Genomic DNA, 20,586 nt, shown 5'->3' with positions numbered 1-20,586 from the left:
TATTTTTATTAACCTTAATCTAAGTAAGGCGCTTTAACAATTGAGCAAATACTCTAATGCAGGAATAATCCCACATTTAACACATATTTACAATTAACATGCACCATTTTGCAGCATAAAGTCTTGAATATGCTCAAAACAGTGTTCACTGCTTTGCATGTGGCAATGATGCCCACCATCTACATTAATGACCTTCAAGCTATTGTAATAACTAATATACTTTGCCAAATTTTGTTTTACAAACGAATAACCTTCGTTACCTAAAATTAATTGACATGGTGCAATTAAATCTTTTATTGCACCAATACATTGCGCTTCATCAAACCTAAAACCTGAGTGATTTTTGAGCTTTGGATCTGTTGTTAGCGCAAAACCATCTGAAACCTGTTTAATATTTCGTTGCATTAAGAGCTTAATAAGCTCGCTATTCAAATCGGTTGTTTGAGCACGAGCTTCATAAATAAGTTCTTTCGACTTATAAATTCTCGACTTTTTATTTTTTAAACGCGCTCTATTTAGTACTGCACTTTGTAACTGTTCACACACACCTTCACTAGGGGTTGTAACACAACCAATTCCCTCAATAAAGGTAACAGACTCTACATAATCGCTAAAGCAGCTAGCAAAAAGTCCTGCAACCATAGCGCCCATGGAATGACCTACTAAATGTACTTTTTTAATACCAAGGGCATTTATAAGTTGGTACACATCATCAATATAATCAACAAAATAATAGTGTGCATCATCACTTCGCCAAGATGATAAACCGTGCCCGACAAAGTCAATACAGTACCACGTATGCTTTGGGTTACCGTTGTTTAACATTGGCATAAAGCTATGGCAGTTGTCTAACCACCCATGCAACGCTATTACTATTTCGTTCCCTGAACCTACTTTTAAGCCATGGATATTTAAATTATTGGTTTCAATATTAAATGGCTGCACGGTAAGTCCTTTATTAATTTAGAGCATCATTATTTATAGCATACAAGTTGTCAGACCACTAACTTAGAAAATGGTGCCAAATTCACGATTTAATTATCTTCGTGATGAAAAAAGAAGCAAAGCATAATAATTAAACATAACATTATTAATAACTTAAACTAAAAACAACAAACTAACCGTTTTTAATAAGCTTACTCTGTATGTATTTTGAACAATTTAAAAGTGGCGGCATTGTATATACTTAACTTATAACTAGTATAATTTAAATAAATAGAACTAACAGCGTTAACTATAATTCTATGTATATAAAATCAAAGTATAAATTATAAATATCTCAGATATTCATTTATTTATCATCCTATCTGTATACAATATCAGCGGCTATTAAATAAGGTACACTCATAAGGTACAACCATGAAAAAACAGATCAGCTTATTGGCACTTTTATGCACCGCTTCTGGTGCTTACGCAGAATCAGCACCTAAAAATGTAATTTATATGATTGGTGACGGCATGGGTCCGGCTTACACCACGGCTTATCGCTATTTTAAAGATGACCCTGCAACAAAAGAAGTAGAAGGCACGGTTTTTGACACTATTTTAAAAGGCATGGCTCACACCTACCCTGATGACCATACTTATGTAACAGACAGCGCTGCGGGTGCTACAGCGCTTAGTAGCGGCCATAAAAGTTATAATGGTGCAGTTGCTGTAGATACAGATAAAAAGCCAGTTAAAACCATGCTTGAAATGGCAAAAGAGCGCGGTATGACAACAGCGCTTGTTGTAACGTCACAAATAAACCATGCAACACCTGCTAGCTTTGCAGCTCACAATGAATCTCGTTACAACTACGATGATATTGCCAACGATTATATTGATAATAAGATTGCTGGTAAATTACCTGTTGATTTAATGCTAGGTGGCGGTACTAAATATTTTATTCGTGACGACCGTAATTTAGTTGAAGAATTTAAAGCGGCAGGTTACCAATACGGTGACGATATTAATAATCTGGGACAAATTACACAAATACCTGCCATAGGTTTGTATGCAAGCAAAGGCTTGCCATTTGCCCTTGATATGAACCCAACTCGCCTTACTCAGTTAACATCTAAAGCGCTTGGTTTACTAGATAACCAGAACGAAGAAGGCTTTTTTGTGATGATTGAGGGCAGCCAAATTGATTGGTGTGGTCACTCTAACGATATAGCGTGTGCGATGGCTGAAATGGACGACTTTGCTAAATCAATCGAAAAAGCAAAAGCGTACGTTGATAAAAATAAAGACACTATACTTGTAGTTACAGCCGATCACTCAACGGGCGGCTTAACTATTGGTTCGCACGGCCAATTTAAATGGGAAACAGACGTAATTAAAGGTGTTAAGGCAACGGCTAGTAAGTTAACAGACAAACTTATGGAGTCTAAAGACTTAAAACCAGTATGGACTGCTAACACCAATATTGAATTTACAACTGAAAACCAAATCAAACTTGAGCAAGCTAAAAAAATGGGCGAAAAAGCGCTTAATTTAGCTGTTAAAAGTATTATTAGTGATGCAAGCTTTACTGGCTGGACAACTGGCGGACACACCGCTGTAGACGTTCAAGTATTTGCCTATGGCAAAGGCAGTGAGCAATTTATCGGCTCACAAAATAATACTGATATTGCAGATAAGCTGATTGGCTTTATTGAACAGTAATACTAATCCGCAATAATACTTAATCAATTTGAGGGGTTAAATCTGACGTTAACTACGTTAAAATTTTCTGATATAGAACAACTAAATAACGAAATTTTTGCCTTGTTATCGACACGATTTTCTTCCCTCAAAATAGATCACTTAATTAAGCGAATTGGTATAATTTCACCTCGTTTTGAACATAAAAAGCCCGAACACATGTTCGGGCTTTTTATTGAATTTTATCGCTGTATTTATCTAAAACGCTCAATTAAGCTTTAAGCGTATATATCAACACCTATTAAATTTTGTACTTCGGCTCTGCGTTCTAAATTAGCAAATTCAGTATAAGTAGAAATCGCTTTACTTACTTGAGCTGTCGGTTGGTCGTAAATTGTTTGGCTGTATTCATTGCTTTTAGCACTGCTTTTAAACAGTTGATTAGCTAGTTCGACGCCCTCGACACTGCTTTTTACATAATCGGTATTCGTTTTTTGAGCAGCCGGCTGGTCTAATAAACTCTGTGGTTTATTAGTAACAACTTTAGCAGGGCTAACCCTACCCGGAATATCTCCGGTAAAAAAACCTGAACCAATAGGCAGCGTCATTACGCGTCTCCAACCTTAATATTGCATAAAATTATGATTTAAAAACAACCAATTTGCAAATAATATGATTACTCACGCCCTGGTAGCTTTTTCCACGTTACCGTATCTCGCACATATTTAGGTTGAGCGTCACTCGCTTTTACAACGTCACCCGTTAAAAGCGCGGCTTCAACATGCGCTAACATATAACGCGCATCAGGCAATGTAATATCAGTATTAATTGTCACATTTTCAAAGTCATTTAGCGCATCAGGATAGGTTTTAAAGCCCGTGCCCACAGCTACAGATGGCTCAGTGGTCGCTATATAGTCATTATTTAGTAAATCAGGTTTTATAACGCATTCTTGGTTAACTAAAAGCATTAGATTATTTTGCACTTGGTAATGTGCAAAGTATATCTCCCCCATGCGGGCATCTATGCTTGGGTAAACACTAAGGCTACCGTTTTGTTCAAACGCTTGTTGCGCCATAATAGCCAAAGTAGACACACCTACAAGCGGCAAATTAGTTGAATACGCTAAACCTTGCGCTATAGCTACACTAATACGTACACCAGTAAAACTGCCCGGGCCTTGTCCAAAACCAATGACATCTAAGTCTTTTAATTTACAGTTTGCTTTAGTTAATAGCTCATCCACAAGTGGAAGTATTTTTTGGCTATGTTGCTGCGGACATTCTTCAAAATGATGAAACGTTTGGCCCTGAAAATGTAAAACAATTGAAAGTGCTTCTGTTGAAGCATCAAGGGCAAGAATATTACTTTTGATCATTTTATTACTCTAATTAATTTGTTTTAAAAATGTATTGGCATCTTCTAAGCTTCGCGTGCGGCGCATCGGCGGTAAGCTTTTTAAAAATACTTGGCCATATTGGCGTGTAACTAAGCGATTATCGCATATTACAAGTACGCCTTTGTCTTTACTATCTCGAATTAAACGCCCTACACCTTGTTTTAGCGCAATAACAGCCTGCGGTAATTGTATGTGTGAAAAAGGGTCTTTTCCCTGCATTTGGCAATCTTGCATTTTAGCTTGAAGCAATGGATCGTCAGGGGCTGCAAATGGCAATTTGTCTATAATAACACAGCTTAGTGTACTGCCGCGTACATCAACACCTTCCCAAAAAGAAGCCGTGCCGAGTAATACCGCATTACCATGGCGAGTAAATTTCTCTAAAATAATACGCTTAGACATTTGCCCTTGCATATAAACTGGGTAGTCTATTTGTGTGGTGAGCCCTTCGGCCACCAAGTGCATCATTCGATAGCTCGTAAATAACACAAAACAACGCCCTTGCGCTGACTTTATAAGCTCAAGTGTTAATTTTACAATCGCATGGGGCATATTATCAGCGTGCGATTCAGGTAAGTAACGCGGTAAACACAGCAGCGCCTGATTAGGGTAATCAAACGGGCTATCTACCATCATGCTTTGCTTTGGTTTTAAACCAAGGCTTGCATTAAAGTGCTCTAGTTTATTGTCGACCGAAAGTGTTGCCGATGTAAATACAAAGCCTGCGCCTGTGTCTTGCATCATTTGAGCAAATTTAGCGGATACATTTAATGGTGTTATATTAATAGTTAAATAACGGCGCGTTGTTTCATACCAGTAACTAAAACCAGTTTGAGCCGTATCAAAAACCCGTTCTAACTGCCCTTTAAATGCCAATGCTCGCTCAAACGGGTGCTCTATTTTATCGCTTCTATCCAAACAAAGTTTGAGTACTTGATAGACAAAGTCTAAATCACTAATGACGCGGTGGAGCGCCGCACATATTTGTTTATCGCTTAGCTTTTCTCGCCAATCGCCTCTACTGCCATCAACACCAAACTGTAGTCGTAAATCAGCAACGCTTGTCTCAAGCTTATTTAAACTTTTACCAAGTTGCAGCATATCGGGTATTTCAGCTCTATAAATAGCACGTAAATCATTAATTAAATCCACCAGCTTTTTAGTGCTTACACTCTCACCAAAATAATCACTGGCAATTTCACTTAACTGGTGGGCTTCATCAAATATATATGCGTCGGCTTTTGGCATTAGCTCAGCAAAGCCACTTTCTTTTACGGCCATATCAGCAAAAAATAAATGATGGTTAATAACAACCACATCGGCATCGGCCGCAGTTAAACGTGCTTTGCGTATATAGCAGCTTTGAAAATCTGGGCATTCTTTGCCTAAGCAGTTATCAGCTGTTGAATTTACATAAGGCAGTACTTTGGCATCATCCTCTATACCAATACAATCGGCTAAATCGCCTGACTGTGTTTCACTTGCAAACTTAGCCACCATAGCTAGTTGATGCATTACGTCGGAGTCATCAGTAGGCACATGTGCAACATGCTGATTAAGTCGATAGGTACATAAGTAATTGGCACGCCCTTTTAATAAGGCGGTTTTTTTAGAGGCGCCAAGCGCTTTCACTAATTGAGGTAAATCGCGGTGGTATAACTGCTCTTGCAAGGCTTTTGAGCCTGTCGATATTATCGTTCGGCCTTTTGATTTAAGTGCTGGAGCTAAATAGGCAAACGTTTTACCCGTACCAGTACCTGCCTCAACGACCAATTGCGAACTGTTTTTTAATGCATCTGCAACAGCTACTGCCATATCAATTTGTGGTTGGCGAGGCGTATATCCATCTAAGGATAACGCCAAAGGTCCGGTTGCACTAAACAGCTGTTTGATAATACCAATCACTTTAAAGTAAATAATAGCGGGATTTTACGTAAGCAAAGCATTAAGGGCAAGCAATTACAAAACCCACTTTTATTTTGTAGGTTAACACGGCTTTATTTTCCGACTCTAGAGAGTAATTTATTATTCAATTTTACAATATACCCTGTATTTATAACGTACATTTAATTTAATAATGACAATATTTACAAAGCCACATTTCTTATTAACCATTACTGAAAATAATCCTTATTTAAAGCTATATAAAGGCATAAATACTGTGACTCTCAAATATTACAGGAGTACCATACGCGGGTTTATAATCCTCCTTTTTGTGTGTCGTTTAAAAATAGTTAAGGTTAATCAATGAATGCTTGGTACCTCATTTGTTTTCTCTCTGCAATTGCAATATTTATAGCCTTTGCAAACCAGTACATCCTCAAAATGCAAACTACCATTGCCATTACAACCGGCTCTGTGGTTATTTCTTTATTACTGATCATTGCCGTTAAATTATTAGGCGATCAGAACGCATTAGCAATGACCCAAATTGTTTCCAGTATTAATTTTAACGAGTTGCTACTTAAGGGCATGTTGGGTTTTTTACTCTACGCGGGTGCGCTTGAAATAAACCTACTAGCCCTGCGTAAGCAGCGCTGGGAAATAACCGCATTGGTGCTATTTTCTACTATTGCTTCCACATTTATAGTGGGTTATTTAAGCTTTTATTTATTCCCCGTTTTTGGTTTTGATATTCCTTTTATTTATTGTTTATTGTTTGGCGCGCTTATTAGCCCAACTGACCCTATCGCTGTACTTGCTATTATTAAACAAATGCGAGCGCCAGAAGGTATATCGGTTCAAGTAGAGGGTGAGTCGCTATTCAACGACGGTATTGGTTTAGTAATATTTACCACTATATTTTCTGTTGCTTTTTATGGCACAGATGCACAATTTGGTGACATAGCAGAGCTATTCTTTGTTGATGCAATAGGGGGCATTGCGTTTGGTTTAGTCATTGCATTAGTTGGCCACTTTTTAATTATTAATAGCCGCGATGTAAATATTCGCCTATTAATTACTTTAACTATCCCAACTGCAGGTTTTGCTGCTGCAAATATTTGGGAAATATCTGGCGCACTTGCCATGGTAACCAGTGGAATATTAATGGGTAACATTACTCGCACCAAAGCAACCGAGCGCACGGGGCCTGAAGACACTCGTTACGTAAAAGATTTTTGGCATGCAACCGACAGCTTTTTAAATGCGCTACTGTTTTTAATAATTGGCATGTTGATAGTCACTATGCCAATTACCCTTGGCGAAATTGGTTTAGGTTTATTAATGGTGCCGGCTGTATTACTTGCACGCTTTATAAGTGTAGGCGCACCATTTGTAATTTTTAAACGCTTTAGAACTTACGATAAACACAGTGTTAAAATTTTGACCTGGGGTGGACTACGTGGTGGCCTTGCTCTGGCAATGGCAGCAGCAATCCCACGCGAGCAAGTTTTTGTAGGCGGCTCTGACCTACATAACCTAATAGTAATTGTTACTTACGTAGTGGTTATATTTTCTATTATTGTACAAGGCTTAACTATTTCGCCGCTTATTCAAAGCAGCATTAAGTCAGCTGAGCAAGCAAAGTAATAAATGCTTTACCTGCAACACATTCAGTAACCAAGTTATTAAAAAAATCACTTGGTTACTGTTACTCACGTGTTACAAAAACACTTTAAAGTTCTACAAATTGTTATCCTTTTTATTTATCTGCTTTGTTTAAATTAATCCGCTTGAAATGCAAATGAAAACAATTATAATTTTGGCTTTTCCTCTACAGGGCTTTTCGATGTCCATAAATAATTCTCACATATTTTTCAATTTGGTTTCTCTGGGAAAACGACAATTTCAATGTTTTTTTATGCTTTTTATAATGGTCATGGCAAGCTTTAGTGTTTTAGCCTCGCCTAATGAGCAAACAAAAATAAAACAAATTGCACAGCTTGCAGAGTATGTAGGTGTTGATTACGTGGCAGCTGTTGGGAATGGTGAAATACTCGACCCCGACGAATATCAAGAAATGACTGAATTTTCGAACGTCATTATTGACCAAGCTGGGCAGCTATCAAGCCAAACAAATGAGTTTGATACAGTAAAGGCACAAGCTAAAGCCCTGCATTCAGCGATTGCCAATAAAGCAAGTGTTGCTGATGTACGTGCAACAAGCTCAGCGCTTCGTGAGTCGCTACTTACCTTTATGCCGCAACTATCGTTACCTACGTCACTTCTTCCCGTTGAGCAAACCAAAGCGCTTTTTGCTGCTAACTGTTCAATGTGTCACGGCCCAAGTGGTCAAGGCGACGGGCCTCTTGCAAAAGACTTATCGCCAGAGCCTACTAATTTTACCGATGAAGAACGCGCAACTAACCGCTCATTAATGGGTTTGTTTGACGCTGTTAGTAACGGTATTAACGACACGCCAATGGTTGCTTTTACTCAATTTAATGAACAACAACGTTGGTCTTTAGCTTTTTATGTAGGTAGCTTGGCATTTAAAGATGTTCAAAAACCACAAAATTTAGCGCAAAACATTACCGCTTCGCAGATTGTAAACTTAAATCCAGCACAATTGTCGGCAGGTCAAAGTGAAACACAAGCACATTACGTTAAATGGCTTCGTGGTAATCCAGAGCAACTATTTACCGGTAAAAAGAATCCGATAACGGTTACTCGCACGCAGTTACTTGCAGCGCAAGCCGCGCATGCTAAAGGCAATTACTCACAAGCAAGTGATTTAGCAATTAGCGCTTACCTAGATGGCTTTGAGCTTGTTGAAAACAACTTAAATGCCTACGACGAAACACTGCGTAAAAACATCGAAGTACAACTGATGAACCTGCGCCAAACATTTAAAAACGAGAAAGATGCAGCCATCGTTGGCGAAAAAGTAAGTGCAGCGCTAGCTCAACTCGCTAAAGCAGATAGCATGCTAAACGAAACCAAACTAACTGATGGTGCACTCCTATCAGCAAGTTTGGTTATATTACTACGCGAAGGCCTAGAAGCACTCCTCGTTATTATTGCCCTTATGACCGTACTTATTAAAACTAAACGCCAAGATGCGCTTAAATATGTACATGTTGGTTGGGTAACCGCACTTATTGCAGGTGGTTTAACGTGGGCTGCGGCGCAAACATTAATAGAAATAAGTGGTGCAAGTCGCGAAGTAATGGAAGGTGCTGGAGCATTGTTTGCCGCTGTAATATTGCTGTATGTTGGCGTATGGATGCACAGTAAAACGAGTGCACAGCAATGGCAAAAATACATAAAAGACAATATAGATAAGCGTCTTGAGTCGGGTACATTATGGGGTTTAGCAGGGCTTTCTTTTATTGCCGTATACCGTGAAGTATTCGAAACCGTGCTGTTCTATCAGTCTTTATTAACACAAAGCTCGCCTGCTCAATATTCATCTATTGCATCGGGTTTTGCCATAGCTGTAGCAATACTGGCTATTATTACGTGGGTATTAATTAAATACTCAATTAAATTACCGGTTGCTAAGTTTTTTGCAATTACCACTTACCTATTATTTGCACTCTCGTTCGTGCTTATGGGCAAAGCAGTTATTGCACTGCAAGAGGCCGACATAATAGGTATTGCTTCACTGCCAATTAGCTTTGATATTGCATGGCTTGGTATAAAGTCAACATGGCAAGGTATTGTGGCTCAAGTATGTGTGTTCGCTATATTTAGCTTTTATATATTTAAAAGCAAAAGCCAAGAGTAATGCCAATCTGCTTAAGAGTTTAAGCTAATTGGCATAAGCAAAATACATAGTAAAAAGGCCCGAAAGGGCCTTTTTGATTTGATTGCTTATGTATTTAGTAAAATTGCTGTTATCAAGCCCATGTATCTAAATGGGGGTTTTCGTCATCATCTAAGTTGGACTTTTTTTTATTATTTTGATCATCAAGCATATTGAGCTTTTTCTTTTTTTGTAACTCACGCCTTTTTTTATTCTCTAGTTCAACTTTTTCAGCGGCAGTCCCACTTTGCACACCCGCAATATGAAAAGCACTTTTTGACTCAACTTCTAGCCTGGTTATTCTTCCTAAATAAGGGATCATAATATCCATGCGTACTTCCTTATTTTTTCATTTTATTCATTAACCACTTGGTTTGAGTGATAAACAACCAATTGTTGGCGAAAATTGCGCTTATTATCTTAATATTATCGACAGTTATAACATATGCTTTAATTAAGCTAAAAAAAACTTGCCATAATATAGCTGTTTATGTTTTTATGAATGCGAAATTTATTTAAACAGATAACAATTGCACGTTCACAAAACAACGGGCAGTTAAATAGGATAAAAAATGCGCTTAAACCTGACAACAGTACATCATCACCACCATTCACCGGAATAACCTGTCAGGTCTTTCGCTGAGAGGTTATTCCTAAAAGGAACCTCTGGCGATTCAAATAACATTGATTCATTTTCGCCCTGAGGTTCCCCTCGGGGTTTTTAGTTTTTAAATTAAAGGAAAATGAATAATGAACAACAGTAATCGTCTACGTATCGCCATCCAAAAAGGCGGCCGCCTATCAAAAGATTGTCAAGATCTGCTTAAACAGTTAGGTGTTAAACTTAACCTTCGTGAACAACGCTTAATTGCACACTCAACTAATATGCCAATTGACGTACTACGTGTGCGCGATGACGATATTCCGGGTTTAGTAATGGACGGTGTATGTGACCTAGGCATAGTTGGCGAAAACGTACTAGTAGAAGTTCAAGCAGAACGTGAACGCCAGGGTGTTCCAAGTGAAGTAACCAAACTTTCAAAACTAGACTTTGGTTACTGTCGTCTTGCACTTGCATGGCCACAAGAGCTTGGCGCTCGCGATAAGAGCTGGTTTGAAGGCAAACGTATTGCTACTACCTACCCAGAAATTTTAACTCAGTGGTTAAAGCGCGAAGGCATTAACGCAAGTACTGTAATGCTTACGGGTTCTGTTGAAGTAGCACCGCGTGCGGGTTTATCTGATGCAATTTGTGATTTAGTATCTACTGGCGCAACACTTGAAGCTAACGGCTTAATTCAAGGCGAAACAATTTTAGAATCAAACGCGTGTTTAATTCAAAATAAAGATCTTCAAGATGCTGACAAACTAGCACTAATTAATAAGCTTATGCCGCGCCTACGTGGTGTTAGACAAGCTAAAGAAAGCAAATACATCATGCTACACGCACCAAAAAACAAACTTGATGAAATTTGTGAGATTTTACCAGGTTCTGGTCAGCCTACTCTACTTGCCCTTGCTGGTAACGATGAATATGTAGCACTTCACATGGTAAGCAGCGAAACATTATTTTGGGAAACAATGGAGCAGTTAAAAGCCCTAGGCGCTAACTCTATTTTAGTTATGCCAATTGAAAAAATGATGGAGTAAGTGCCATGCTTCGTTGGAATGAGGAATCTTCACAAGTACAAGCAGCGGCGCTAATGCGCCCTGCAGTTTCTGCCAGCGCCAAGGTTGAAGCTATATGCAAAACTATTTTAGTTAATGTAAAAGAGCAAGGCGATGAAGCCTTACTTAGCATGGCTAAAGAGTTTGATAATAGAGCTAACCCTCGCCTATGTGTTCCGCTTGATGAAATTAACGCATCAGAGCAAGCACTAAGTGCAGAGCTTAAATACGCAATTGATACCGCTTATGCAAACGTTAAACGTTTTCACGAAGCGCAATTGCCAAAAGATATTAAATTATCGACCCAACCAGGCGTTGTATGTGAACTGAAATATCAAGCCATCGAAGCAGTCGGTATTTACGTACCCGGTGGCAGTGCTCCACTGCCATCGTCGGTTATTATGCAGGGTGTATTAGCGCAATTAAGCGGCGCAAAAACCGTTGTACTTGCTACACCAGTACAAGGTGATAAAGCGATTAACCCTGCTATTTTATATGCAGCTAAGTTATGTGGCATTACGACTTTGATAGAAAGTGGTGGCGCAGGCGCAATTGCAGCAATGGCTTATGGCACCGAATCGGTTCCTAAAGTGAACAAAATATTTGGCCCAGGTAATAGCTTTGTAACAATGGCTAAACAGCTCGTTGCGCAAACTATTCCAGGTATGGCAATTGATATGCCAGCAGGCCCGTCTGAAGTATTAGTTATTGCAGATGAACGTGCAAACCCAGAATTTATAGCCGCCGATTTACTCTCACAAGCAGAGCACGGCGCAGACTCGCAAGTTATTTTATTATGTAACAGCGAAAGTATTATAGAACAAACTCAGCAGGCACTTACACGCCAGTTAGCTAACTTAAGCCGCAAAGAAACAGCCGAGCAAGCGCTCGCTAATTCTTCACTTATTTTGGTTGATTCAGTTGCGCAAGCATTTGATGTATCGGCGCAATACGGCCCAGAGCACTTAATTTTACAACTAGGCGATGCAACACCTTACCTAGATAAAGTTAAAAATGCAGGCTCAGTATTTGTAGGTGACTACACGCCAGAATCTGCAGGCGATTACGCATCGGGTACTAACCACGTGTTACCAACATATGGTTACAGTGCAACTTACTCGAGCTTAAACTTGCTTGATTTTTTCCGTACATACACAGTGCAAACAATTACTAAAAGTGGATTAACTGAGCTTTCAAAAGCAATTTTACCACTTGCAGATGCAGAAGGCCTTGATGCCCACGCTAATGCGGTTTCAATTCGTTTAGAGGCAATTAAAAATGAGCAATGAGAGCGCACAAGCGTCTAGCTTATTACCTAAAAATATTGCAGCCCTTGCTGCATACAGCTCTGCAAAAAGTGAAAAGCTAACCGGTACTACGTGGCTAAATGCTAACGAAAGCCCATATGCTAAAAATCTTGAACTAAGTATTGAAGATTTAAATCGCTACCCCGATCCACAACCGCAACTAGTTATTGACAGGTACGCAGCTTATACAGAGCTTGCAAGCGAAAATGTATTAATGACCCGCGGCGCAGATGAAGGCATTGAGCTTTTAGTACGCACATACTGTGAACCAGCTAAAGATAGTATTGCGCTATTTGTACCAACCTACGGTATGTACAAAGTAACCGCCGATACACACAACGTTGGTATTAACGCGCTTACCCAAGAGTTATTACTAAATGGCAGTGCTTGTGAAATAGTCGCAGCTGTTGGCAACTCAAAACTGGTATTTATTTGTAACCCAAATAATCCAACGGGCAGCTTAACGCCACTAGATAAAGTGAAAGCGATTGCAACAGCACTTGCAGGTAAGGCATTAGTTATTGTTGATGAAGCCTATATAGAGTTTTGTCCAGAGCAAAGCGCCACTAAGCTTATTAATGAGTTTAGTAATGTAGTGGTTTTGCGCACCTTATCTAAAGCCTTTGCGCTAGCAGGCCTTAGAACAGGCTTTACGCTTGCACAAGCAAGCGTTCTTGCGCCAATTCGTAAAGTTATTGCGCCGTATCCAGTATCGGGCGTAGTAGCAAGTATTGCAGCGCAAGCAATTGCACCCGATGCAATTACATCGATGCGCCGCCAAGTGACTATTTTAAATAGCTTAAAAGCTAAGTTAGTGGATTGGCTAAACGCCTCCCCTGCTGCATTAAAAATTCTCACTGGTGAAGGTAACTTTGTTACTTTAAAATTAGCCGATAAAAACTACTTTAAAATTGCACTTGAGCAAGGTTTGGTTATGCGCGCTTTTACTCTATACGGTGAAAACGACTGGCTACGAATTTCAATTGGCAGCGAACAAGAACTTGAACAAGTAAAAATTTGGTTAGATGGCTTACAAACGCCGGCTACCACAGCATCTTTAGCAGGAAACGAAGTATCATGAGTAACCCCTATTTATTTATCGACCGCGACGGCACTATTATTGAAGAGCCAATTACCGACAAACAGGTAGATAGCCTTGAAAAGCTAGCATTTTTACCTGGCGTTATACCTGCGTTATTACAATTACAAGCTGCAGGTTACCGTTTAGTGATGGTATCTAACCAAGATGGTTTGGGCACAGACAGCTTCCCGACTGCTGACTTTGATATAGCACAAGATAAGATGATGGACATAATGCAAAGCCAAGGCATTAGCTTTGAGACCGTATTAATTTGCCCACACTTTAACGAGCAAAACTGTGATTGCCGTAAACCTAAAACTGGTTTACTTACCGAGCTTATGCGCTCAGGCAAAGTAGATTTAGCACGCTCTTTTGTTATTGGCGACCGTGAAACTGATATTGGCCTTGCTCAAAATCTATGTTGTGAAGGTATTTTATACGACGGAGATTGGAGTGCGATAGTGACTAAATTGACCACCGCAAACCGCGAAGGTCGTGTTACACGCAACACTAAAGAAACCCAAATTGATGTGGCAATAAACCTAGATCAAACTAAAAATGGCAGCATAGACACCGGACTTGGCTTTTTTGATCACATGCTTGATCAAATTCGTACGCACGCAAACATTGGCTTAAACATTAAAGCCAAAGGCGATTTACACATAGACGAGCACCACCTTGTTGAAGACATTGGTATTGCTCTTGGTGTCGCACTTAAACAAGCGCTTGGCACTAAATCGCAAATTGCACGCTATGGTTTTGCGCTTCCTATGGATGAGTGTAAAGCTGAAGCACAAATTGATTTATCGGGACGTGCATCATTTGTATTAAACGCTAACTTTAGTCGCGAAAAAGCAGGCGATTTAGACGTACAAATGGTTGAGCACTTTTTCAAAAGCTTAAGTGATAATGCCGCTATTAGCCTTATTTTATCGGTAAGCGACGGTAACTGTCATCACCAAGTAGAAGGCTTATTTAAAGCGTTTTCACGTGCTCTTCGTATGGCAGTGGCACAAGACACGACCCAGCAAACAGCCAGCTCTAAGGGATGTTTATGATTGCCATAATTAATACCGGTTGTGCCAATATTAATTCCGTACGCTTTGCGTTTGAACGCTTAGGCCAAACGCCAACAGTAATAACATCACCAGAGCAATTAGCGGGTTTTGAGCGCGCTATATTACCAGGTGTAGGTCACGCGTCGGTTGCTATGAAACGCCTAGTCGATAACGGCTGGCAACAAGCTATAAATGAATACCAGCGCCCGCTTATGGGTATTTGTTTAGGTATGCAGTTACTGTGCGAAAGCACCGAAGAAGGTAACGTACAATGCTTAGGTAAAATACCAGGGCAAGTAAAAGCGCTTGATGTAGGCAATTTAACGTCGCCGCATATGGGTTGGAATAACTTAAGCGTTAATAAAGAGCATGCATTAACTAAAGGGCTAACATTCGATGAGCAAGTGTACTTTGTTCATAGCTTTGCGCACACCGTAAACGACGCCACACTAGTGAGTGGCGAATACGGTCAAACCTTTTCAGCCATTGTTGCTAAAGACAATTACGCGGGCATGCAATTTCACCCAGAGCGCAGCGCAAAAGTTGGCGCACGTTTATTACAAAATTTTGTTGATTGGCAGTTGTAAGCTGCCCATTAACTAACAATAAAGAGATTATTTGTGATTATTCCAGCATTAGACGTATTACAAAATCAAATTGTGCGCTTGTACCAAGGTAAATACGACACAGCACAGTTTTACCCTTTCGAACTTGGCGCGCGTTTAAAAGAATACGCCGACAGCGGCGCAGGTAAACTACACCTTGTTGATTTAGAAGGTGCACGCGATCCAAGTAAAAAACAGTGGAAACATATTCAAGCTGCAACCAAAGCACTTAATGTACCGTATCAAGTGGGCGGCGGTATTCGCTCAGAGCAAGATGTAAGTGATTGGCTAAAAGCCGGTGCAAACCAAGTTGTTATTGGTTCAATGGCAGTAGAAAAACGCGAACAAGTGAAAGCGTGGATTGAACAATTTGGCGCAGAGCACTTTGTAATTGCCCTTGATGTAAATAAAACAGCCACAGGCTGGGCACCTGCAACACACGGTTGGTTAAGTGAATCTGAATTTGGTTTACTCGAACTGGTAGATTTTTATGTTGGCTTAGGTGTTATCGACTTTTTATGCACGGACATCAGTAAGGATGGCACCATGACTGGTCCATCGTTTGAGCTTTACGAAGACCTAACTCGCCACAACAGCACAATTAAAGTGCAAGCCTCAGGGGGCGTAAGCTCACTTGACGACATTAAAAAGCTTAAAGAGCTCGGTGTGGGCGGCGTTATTTTAGGTAAATCATTGCTTGATGGCGCATTTAGCGTTGAGGAGGCACTGGCATGTTATCAAAACGCATAATTCCATGTTTAGACGTTAAAGACGGCCAAGTAGTTAAAGGCGTTAAGTTTAAAGGCCATGAAATAGTTGGCGATATTTTAACAATGGCTAAAGCTTACAGCGAAGCCGGTGCCGATGAACTGGTTTTTTACGAAATCAGTGCAAGCGTTGAAAAACGCCTACTTGATGTAAATTGGGTAGAGAGCATTGCACGTAATATCGATATTCCATTTTGTGTTGCGGGCGGTATTAAGTCGGTAGCCGATGCAGCGCGCGTTTTAGAGCGTGGTGCCGATAAAATAAGTATCAACAGCCCTGCTATTGCACGCCCTGAACTTATTAAAGAATTACACGATGAGTTTGGTAAGCAATGTGTTGTAGTCGGTATTGACAGCTTTTTTGATGAAACGACTGGTGAATATTTAGTTTACCAATTAACTGGCGATCCTAATGCATCAAGCCGTACGCGTTATAAAACACAAGAATGGGTTAAACGCGTACAAGACCTAGGCGCAGGCGAAATCGTATTAAACTGTATGAATCAAGATGGCGTTCGTAACGGTTACGATAACGAGCAGTTAAGTAAAATTCGCGAGCTATGCCACATTCCTTTAATCGCCTCTGGCGGTGCGGGATCAATGCAAGATTTTGTTGACGTATTTAAACAAAGCAAAGTAGATGGTGCATTAGCCGCCAGCGTTTTTCATAAAAATGTGATTAACATTGGCGAACTAAAACAATTTTTAACAGATAACCAAGTGGCAGCAAGATTATGCAAGTAACACAACAAAACCAAGCTCAAGTCGATTTCGCTAAAAGTGATATGATCCCTGCTATTATTCAAGATGCCCGCTCTGGTGTTATTTTAATGCAAGGCTTTATGAACAGCGAAGCACTCGCTGTTACGCTTGATACCAATAAGGTAACGTTTTACTCGCGTTCAAAATCGCGTTTATGGACTAAAGGCGAGTCATCAGAAAACTACTTAAACGTAGTGTCTGTGCATACCGATTGTGACTACGATTCAATTTTAGTACTTGCCAATCCAGAAGGCCCAACGTGCCACTTAGGCACACAAAGCTGTTTTGGTGATGAAGCAAAACCAAGTTTAAGCTTTTTAGCACAGTTAGAAGATGTGATTGTTGCGCGTAAAAACGACGACCCTGAAAAAAGCTACACAGCGTCATTATTTGCAAAAGACTTAAGCCGTAGTTGTCAAAAAGTAGGTGAAGAAGGCGTAGAAGTTGCCCTTGCCGCTATGAAACACGATAACGATGAGCTAACAAACGAGTCTGCTGATTTAATTTATCACCTTACAGTATTGCTACAACGCCAAGGCTTAGCCCTTGAAGATGTAGTTAAATGCTTGCAAGGTCGCCATAAATAGCATTCGCTATGGCTACAAAAGGCTCATATTTATATGGGCCTTTTTATTTTCCCTTTTAGTTAAGTAAATCACGTGTGATATAGTGCATGGCTAAATTAATCGGTTACTGTGAACTATGAAAAACTATATTATTCCTTCTATTGGCGCATTTACTTTAGTTATCGCGTTTATTTTAGCGGGCTGTACCAGCAAAACTAATCAGACTACAACTACAGCAACCACTACTACAACGAATCAGTCTGTAAAAACCACAGTAACACCCGATGAATGCAGCACCATAAATAACTTAATAAATGGTTATGAATCTGGTTTTGATTCAATAAAAACAGATAAAGTAAATAACCAGTTTACTAATCAATGGCGTACTAATACTCATATTATTGGAGCAACCTGTACAGTTACATTAAATAAGTCTGAGCAAGCAAGCTACCAATGCCAAACACCTGTTAAAACACAAACGAAAACAATAAAGTCTCATCAAACACTTGCTAAGCAATTACGCCAATGCTTAACCAAAACAGGTTGGTTTGAAAGCCAAAAAGAAACAGCAAGTTCAATTTACAGCACCTTTGTACTTGATACTAAAAATCCGGTTATTACACTTTCTACAAATCAAGAAGGTAATGGGTTTTCTACTCGCTTTGAAATTGCTCCACCGTTAGGACTTTAATAATGCGCCAATTAAATCAAAACAAAAAACCATCTAAATTTAAAACTGATTGCTTAGGAATATGCGAAAGGCGCAGCGGTTACTGCACCGGGTGTGGACGTACCAACGAAGAAATTTTTGATTGGATAATATTATCTGAAGATGAAAAAAAAGCGATTTTAGAAACACCACGAGCAGATGCTAACTCATAACAAATAAAATCCTAAATGTTAAAAGTAACAGTTAACTGATTAACTAAAAACTTTTTGCTTGTTGTGGCTATTCATTTTAGTTGCGCTAATACAGCTTTCGACTACTTGCTCAAATGAGTTATTAATATCTATATTTATAACATTGGGCTCATCTTCTTTTGGAACTTCTAGCGCTTCAAATTGGCTTTTGAGTAAATCAACAGGCATAAAATGCCCTTTTCTGTCCTGCATACGGCTTTTAACCAGCTCAAAATCACCAAAAAGATGTAAAAAGGTAATGCCTATATTTCCATCACATATTTGTTCTCGGTATTTCTTTTTTAATGCTGAGCAGACTATTACCGCGACTTCATTTTTCTTTTCAATGCTAAATGCAGCATCACGTATTCTTTCTAGCCAAGGCACACGATCAGCATCATTTAAAGGCTGCCCAGATGACATTTTTAATATATTAGCCTTGGGATGTAAGTCGTCTCCGTCGATAAATTTAGCGCCAATGCGCTTTGCTAATGCATCACCCACACTTGACTTTCCTGTGCTTGAAACCCCCATTACAATATAAACACGACCTACATTTGTGTTACTCATGTATTTATCCTCGCCTTAATTTAATAATTAATTATTTTCAATGTATATATTATATTGAGTTACGGGTAACATGTTACGCGTAACAAATACGAAAGTGAAGTTAAACACACACTAAACATATAATTCACACTGAATATAAGTAGGGAAAAATGTCAGATTTATCATTAATACTAACAGCGGTAGGCTCCATATTTTTATTGCTTTTTTTAGTAATGAAAGTACGACTACATGCTGTAGTCTCTTTGATCCTTGTTTCTATGATTGCAGGATTATTCTCAGGAATGAGCCCTGAAATAATTGCCGCTACAATTCAAAAAGGAATGGCCGGAACACTAGGCTTTGTAGCGGTGGTGGTCGCTTTAGGCGCCATGTTTGGCAAAGTAATGGAAGAAACCGGCGCGCTGGATCGCATTGCCCACACACTTTTACACCGTTTTGGGGAAAAGAACGCTAATTGGGCACTTACCTTTACGGGCTTTATTTGTGCCCTCCCCCTGTTTTTTGATGTGGCCGTGGTACTTTTAATCGGTATTGTTTTTGCTGTAGTAAGAAAAGGCGGTGGCAGCGTTGTTAAAATTGGTATTGGGCTACTTGCTGGAATAGCGTCTTGTCAGGCGTTTCTTATTCCTGCGCCAGGGCCGATTTTGGTTGCCTCTCAATTAGGCGCTGACTATGGTTATATGATTTTATTTGGCCTTATTGCTGCTATACCAGCGATGATTATAGGAGGTCCAATTTGGGGCTCTATTATTTCTAAATCTATTCATGTAGAACTCCCACAGCACGAACAAATCGACGATAACCAAAGAGTTGGTAAAGGCACGCCTAGTTTTGGATTAGCATTAGGTTTAATTGCTTTGCCATTAATTATGATTAGTTTAAATACTATTGGTAGTCGCTTTGTTGAAAAAGACTCTGATTTATATAATTGGTTAGCCTTTATAGGTCATCCATTTACAGCAATTTTAGTTGCCTGCCTAATGGCATTTTATTTACTCGGCGCAAGGCGCGGTGTCCCTAATGCTAGAATCATGGAAATTTGTGGTAGTGCCTTACAACCTGCAGGAATTATTATTCTTGTCACTGGTGCCGGTGGGGTATTTAAACAAGTATTAGTTGATTCAGGAGTAGGTACGGCACTAGGTAATTACTTAGCTGGCTCAGGCTTACCGATTGTAATACTCGCTTTTGTATTATCAGCCGCTGTGCGGGTCATTCAAGGCTCTGCGACAGTAGCTATGCTTACAGCGTGTGGCTTAATTATTCCAATGCTTCAGCCTTTAGGACTTGATGGGGCACAGCTTGCCGCTGTCACTATCGCTATTGGTGGGGGATCTATTGTGCTCTCTCATGTAAACGACTCAGGATTTTGGTTAGCGAGTCGCTATCTCGGTTTGAGCGAAATGCAAACTCTTAAAACATGGACGGTAATGGAAACCATTATTGGTACTGTTGGCGCACTTGTCGCTATGATGATTTCTCTGTTTTTGTAAAATTACAGTATGTAGATTTATCATCACACATATAAAAATTACCTGAGCCTTTTGTTATTTAGGCTCAGGTGATTAAGCTCATGTACTTAGAGG

The 20,586-nt window shown here is 39.6% G+C and carries 20 protein-coding genes; 14 read left to right on the top strand and 6 right to left on the bottom strand.

The annotated features are described in order from the left end of the window. Positions 1-93 precede the first annotated feature (93 nt). Positions 94-945: an alpha/beta hydrolase gene (locus tag I6E80_RS07175; protein ID WP_197185200.1), complete on the bottom strand. Its 852-nt coding sequence runs from the start codon at positions 943-945 to the stop codon at positions 94-96. Between the two features lie 414 nt (positions 946-1,359). On the opposite strand from I6E80_RS07175, the gene I6E80_RS07170 reads away from it, so the two are divergent. Next, a complete protein-coding gene (locus I6E80_RS07170) occupies positions 1,360-2,649 on the top strand; it encodes an alkaline phosphatase (RefSeq protein ID WP_197185199.1) in 1,290 nt (429 codons plus the stop codon). Between the two features lie 257 nt (positions 2,650-2,906). Here I6E80_RS07170 and I6E80_RS07165 read toward each other — a convergent pair whose 3' ends face one another. The 3 genes from I6E80_RS07165 to I6E80_RS07155 form a co-directional block, all read right to left on the bottom strand. Continuing rightward, positions 2,907-3,236: a hypothetical protein gene (locus I6E80_RS07165; RefSeq protein ID WP_024598148.1), complete on the bottom strand. Its 330-nt coding sequence runs from the start codon at positions 3,234-3,236 to the stop codon at positions 2,907-2,909. 68 nt (positions 3,237-3,304) lie between these two features. Then, positions 3,305-4,006: a tRNA (adenosine(37)-N6)-threonylcarbamoyltransferase complex dimerization subunit type 1 TsaB gene (gene tsaB, locus I6E80_RS07160; protein WP_197185198.1), complete on the bottom strand. Its 702-nt coding sequence runs from the start codon at positions 4,004-4,006 to the stop codon at positions 3,305-3,307. 9 nt (positions 4,007-4,015) lie between these two features. After that, on the bottom strand, positions 4,016-5,932 hold the full coding sequence (locus I6E80_RS07155; protein ID WP_197185197.1) for an ATP-dependent DNA helicase: 1,917 nt from the start codon (positions 5,930-5,932) through the stop codon (positions 4,016-4,018). A 342-nt stretch (positions 5,933-6,274) separates the two neighbouring features. Between I6E80_RS07155 and I6E80_RS07150 the strand changes: the two genes are divergently transcribed. Further along, on the top strand, positions 6,275-7,558 hold the full coding sequence (locus tag I6E80_RS07150; protein WP_197185196.1) for a sodium:proton antiporter: 1,284 nt from the start codon (positions 6,275-6,277) through the stop codon (positions 7,556-7,558). 283 nt (positions 7,559-7,841) lie between these two features. Then, positions 7,842-9,698: a cytochrome c/FTR1 family iron permease gene (locus I6E80_RS07145; protein WP_197185336.1), complete on the top strand. Its 1,857-nt coding sequence runs from the start codon at positions 7,842-7,844 to the stop codon at positions 9,696-9,698. Between the two features lie 112 nt (positions 9,699-9,810). Here the strand turns inward: I6E80_RS07145 and I6E80_RS07140 are convergent, their stop codons facing one another. Beyond that, a complete protein-coding gene (locus I6E80_RS07140) occupies positions 9,811-10,047 on the bottom strand; it encodes a hypothetical protein (protein ID WP_197185195.1) in 237 nt (78 codons plus the stop codon). 419 nt (positions 10,048-10,466) lie between these two features. Between I6E80_RS07140 and hisG the strand changes: the two genes are divergently transcribed. The 10 genes from hisG (at position 10,467) to I6E80_RS07090 (ending at position 18,412) form a co-directional block, all read left to right on the top strand. Continuing rightward, complete coding sequence (gene hisG, locus I6E80_RS07135; RefSeq protein WP_007580644.1) at positions 10,467-11,366, top strand: ATP phosphoribosyltransferase; 900 nt, start codon at positions 10,467-10,469, stop codon at positions 11,364-11,366. Between the two features lie 5 nt (positions 11,367-11,371). Then, complete coding sequence (gene hisD, locus I6E80_RS07130) at positions 11,372-12,673, top strand: histidinol dehydrogenase (protein ID WP_197185194.1); 1,302 nt, start codon at positions 11,372-11,374, stop codon at positions 12,671-12,673. Further along, positions 12,663-13,772: a histidinol-phosphate transaminase gene (gene hisC / locus I6E80_RS07125; protein ID WP_197185193.1), complete on the top strand. Its 1,110-nt coding sequence runs from the start codon at positions 12,663-12,665 to the stop codon at positions 13,770-13,772. Before hisD ends, hisC begins: the two co-directional genes overlap by 11 nt. Continuing rightward, positions 13,769-14,830, top strand: coding sequence for a bifunctional histidinol-phosphatase/imidazoleglycerol-phosphate dehydratase HisB (gene hisB, locus I6E80_RS07120; protein WP_024598085.1), 1,062 nt, complete (start codon positions 13,769-13,771; stop codon positions 14,828-14,830). Before hisC ends, hisB begins: the two co-directional genes overlap by 4 nt. Then, positions 14,827-15,417 carry an imidazole glycerol phosphate synthase subunit HisH gene (gene hisH / locus I6E80_RS07115; RefSeq protein ID WP_165725513.1) on the top strand — a complete coding sequence of 197 codons (591 nt, stop codon included), beginning with the start codon at positions 14,827-14,829 and terminating at the stop codon, positions 15,415-15,417. Before hisB ends, hisH begins: the two co-directional genes overlap by 4 nt. A 33-nt stretch (positions 15,418-15,450) precedes the next feature. Continuing rightward, positions 15,451-16,185, top strand: a complete 735-nt coding sequence (locus tag I6E80_RS07110) for a 1-(5-phosphoribosyl)-5-[(5-phosphoribosylamino)methylideneamino] imidazole-4-carboxamide isomerase (protein ID WP_010552951.1) — start codon at positions 15,451-15,453, stop codon at positions 16,183-16,185. Then, positions 16,167-16,946: an imidazole glycerol phosphate synthase subunit HisF gene (gene hisF, locus I6E80_RS07105; RefSeq protein ID WP_024598087.1), complete on the top strand. Its 780-nt coding sequence runs from the start codon at positions 16,167-16,169 to the stop codon at positions 16,944-16,946. The genes I6E80_RS07110 and hisF overlap by 19 nt, the downstream gene beginning before the upstream one ends. Then, entirely contained in the window at positions 16,937-17,551 is a 615-nt protein-coding gene (gene hisIE / locus I6E80_RS07100) for a bifunctional phosphoribosyl-AMP cyclohydrolase/phosphoribosyl-ATP diphosphatase HisIE (RefSeq protein WP_007376299.1), read from the top strand. Before hisF ends, hisIE begins: the two co-directional genes overlap by 10 nt. Positions 17,552-17,666: 115 nt before the next feature. Beyond that, a complete protein-coding gene (locus I6E80_RS07095; RefSeq protein WP_197185192.1) occupies positions 17,667-18,221 on the top strand; it encodes a hypothetical protein in 555 nt (184 codons plus the stop codon). Between the two features lie 2 nt (positions 18,222-18,223). Further along, on the top strand, positions 18,224-18,412 hold the full coding sequence (locus I6E80_RS07090; protein ID WP_002960277.1) for a DUF1289 domain-containing protein: 189 nt from the start codon (positions 18,224-18,226) through the stop codon (positions 18,410-18,412). Positions 18,413-18,451: 39 nt separating this feature from the next. Here the strand turns inward: I6E80_RS07090 and I6E80_RS07085 are convergent, their stop codons facing one another. Further along, positions 18,452-19,000 (bottom strand): gluconokinase, encoded by a 549-nt coding sequence (locus tag I6E80_RS07085; RefSeq protein WP_024598090.1) that lies wholly within the window; start codon positions 18,998-19,000, stop codon positions 18,452-18,454. A gap of 149 nt (positions 19,001-19,149) precedes the next feature. Here I6E80_RS07085 and gntU point away from each other — a divergent pair, with 149 nt between their 5' ends. Then, positions 19,150-20,493: a gluconate transporter gene (gene gntU / locus I6E80_RS07080; RefSeq protein ID WP_165723886.1), complete on the top strand. Its 1,344-nt coding sequence runs from the start codon at positions 19,150-19,152 to the stop codon at positions 20,491-20,493. The last annotated feature ends 93 nt before the right edge of the window (positions 20,494-20,586 follow it).

This window comes from Pseudoalteromonas sp. NSLLW218 (assembly GCF_015864775.1).
Classification (GTDB): domain Bacteria; phylum Pseudomonadota; class Gammaproteobacteria; order Enterobacterales; family Alteromonadaceae; genus Pseudoalteromonas.
Note: the sequence above shows the minus strand (reverse complement) of the source record. Positions and strands in the feature narration are given on the sequence as shown.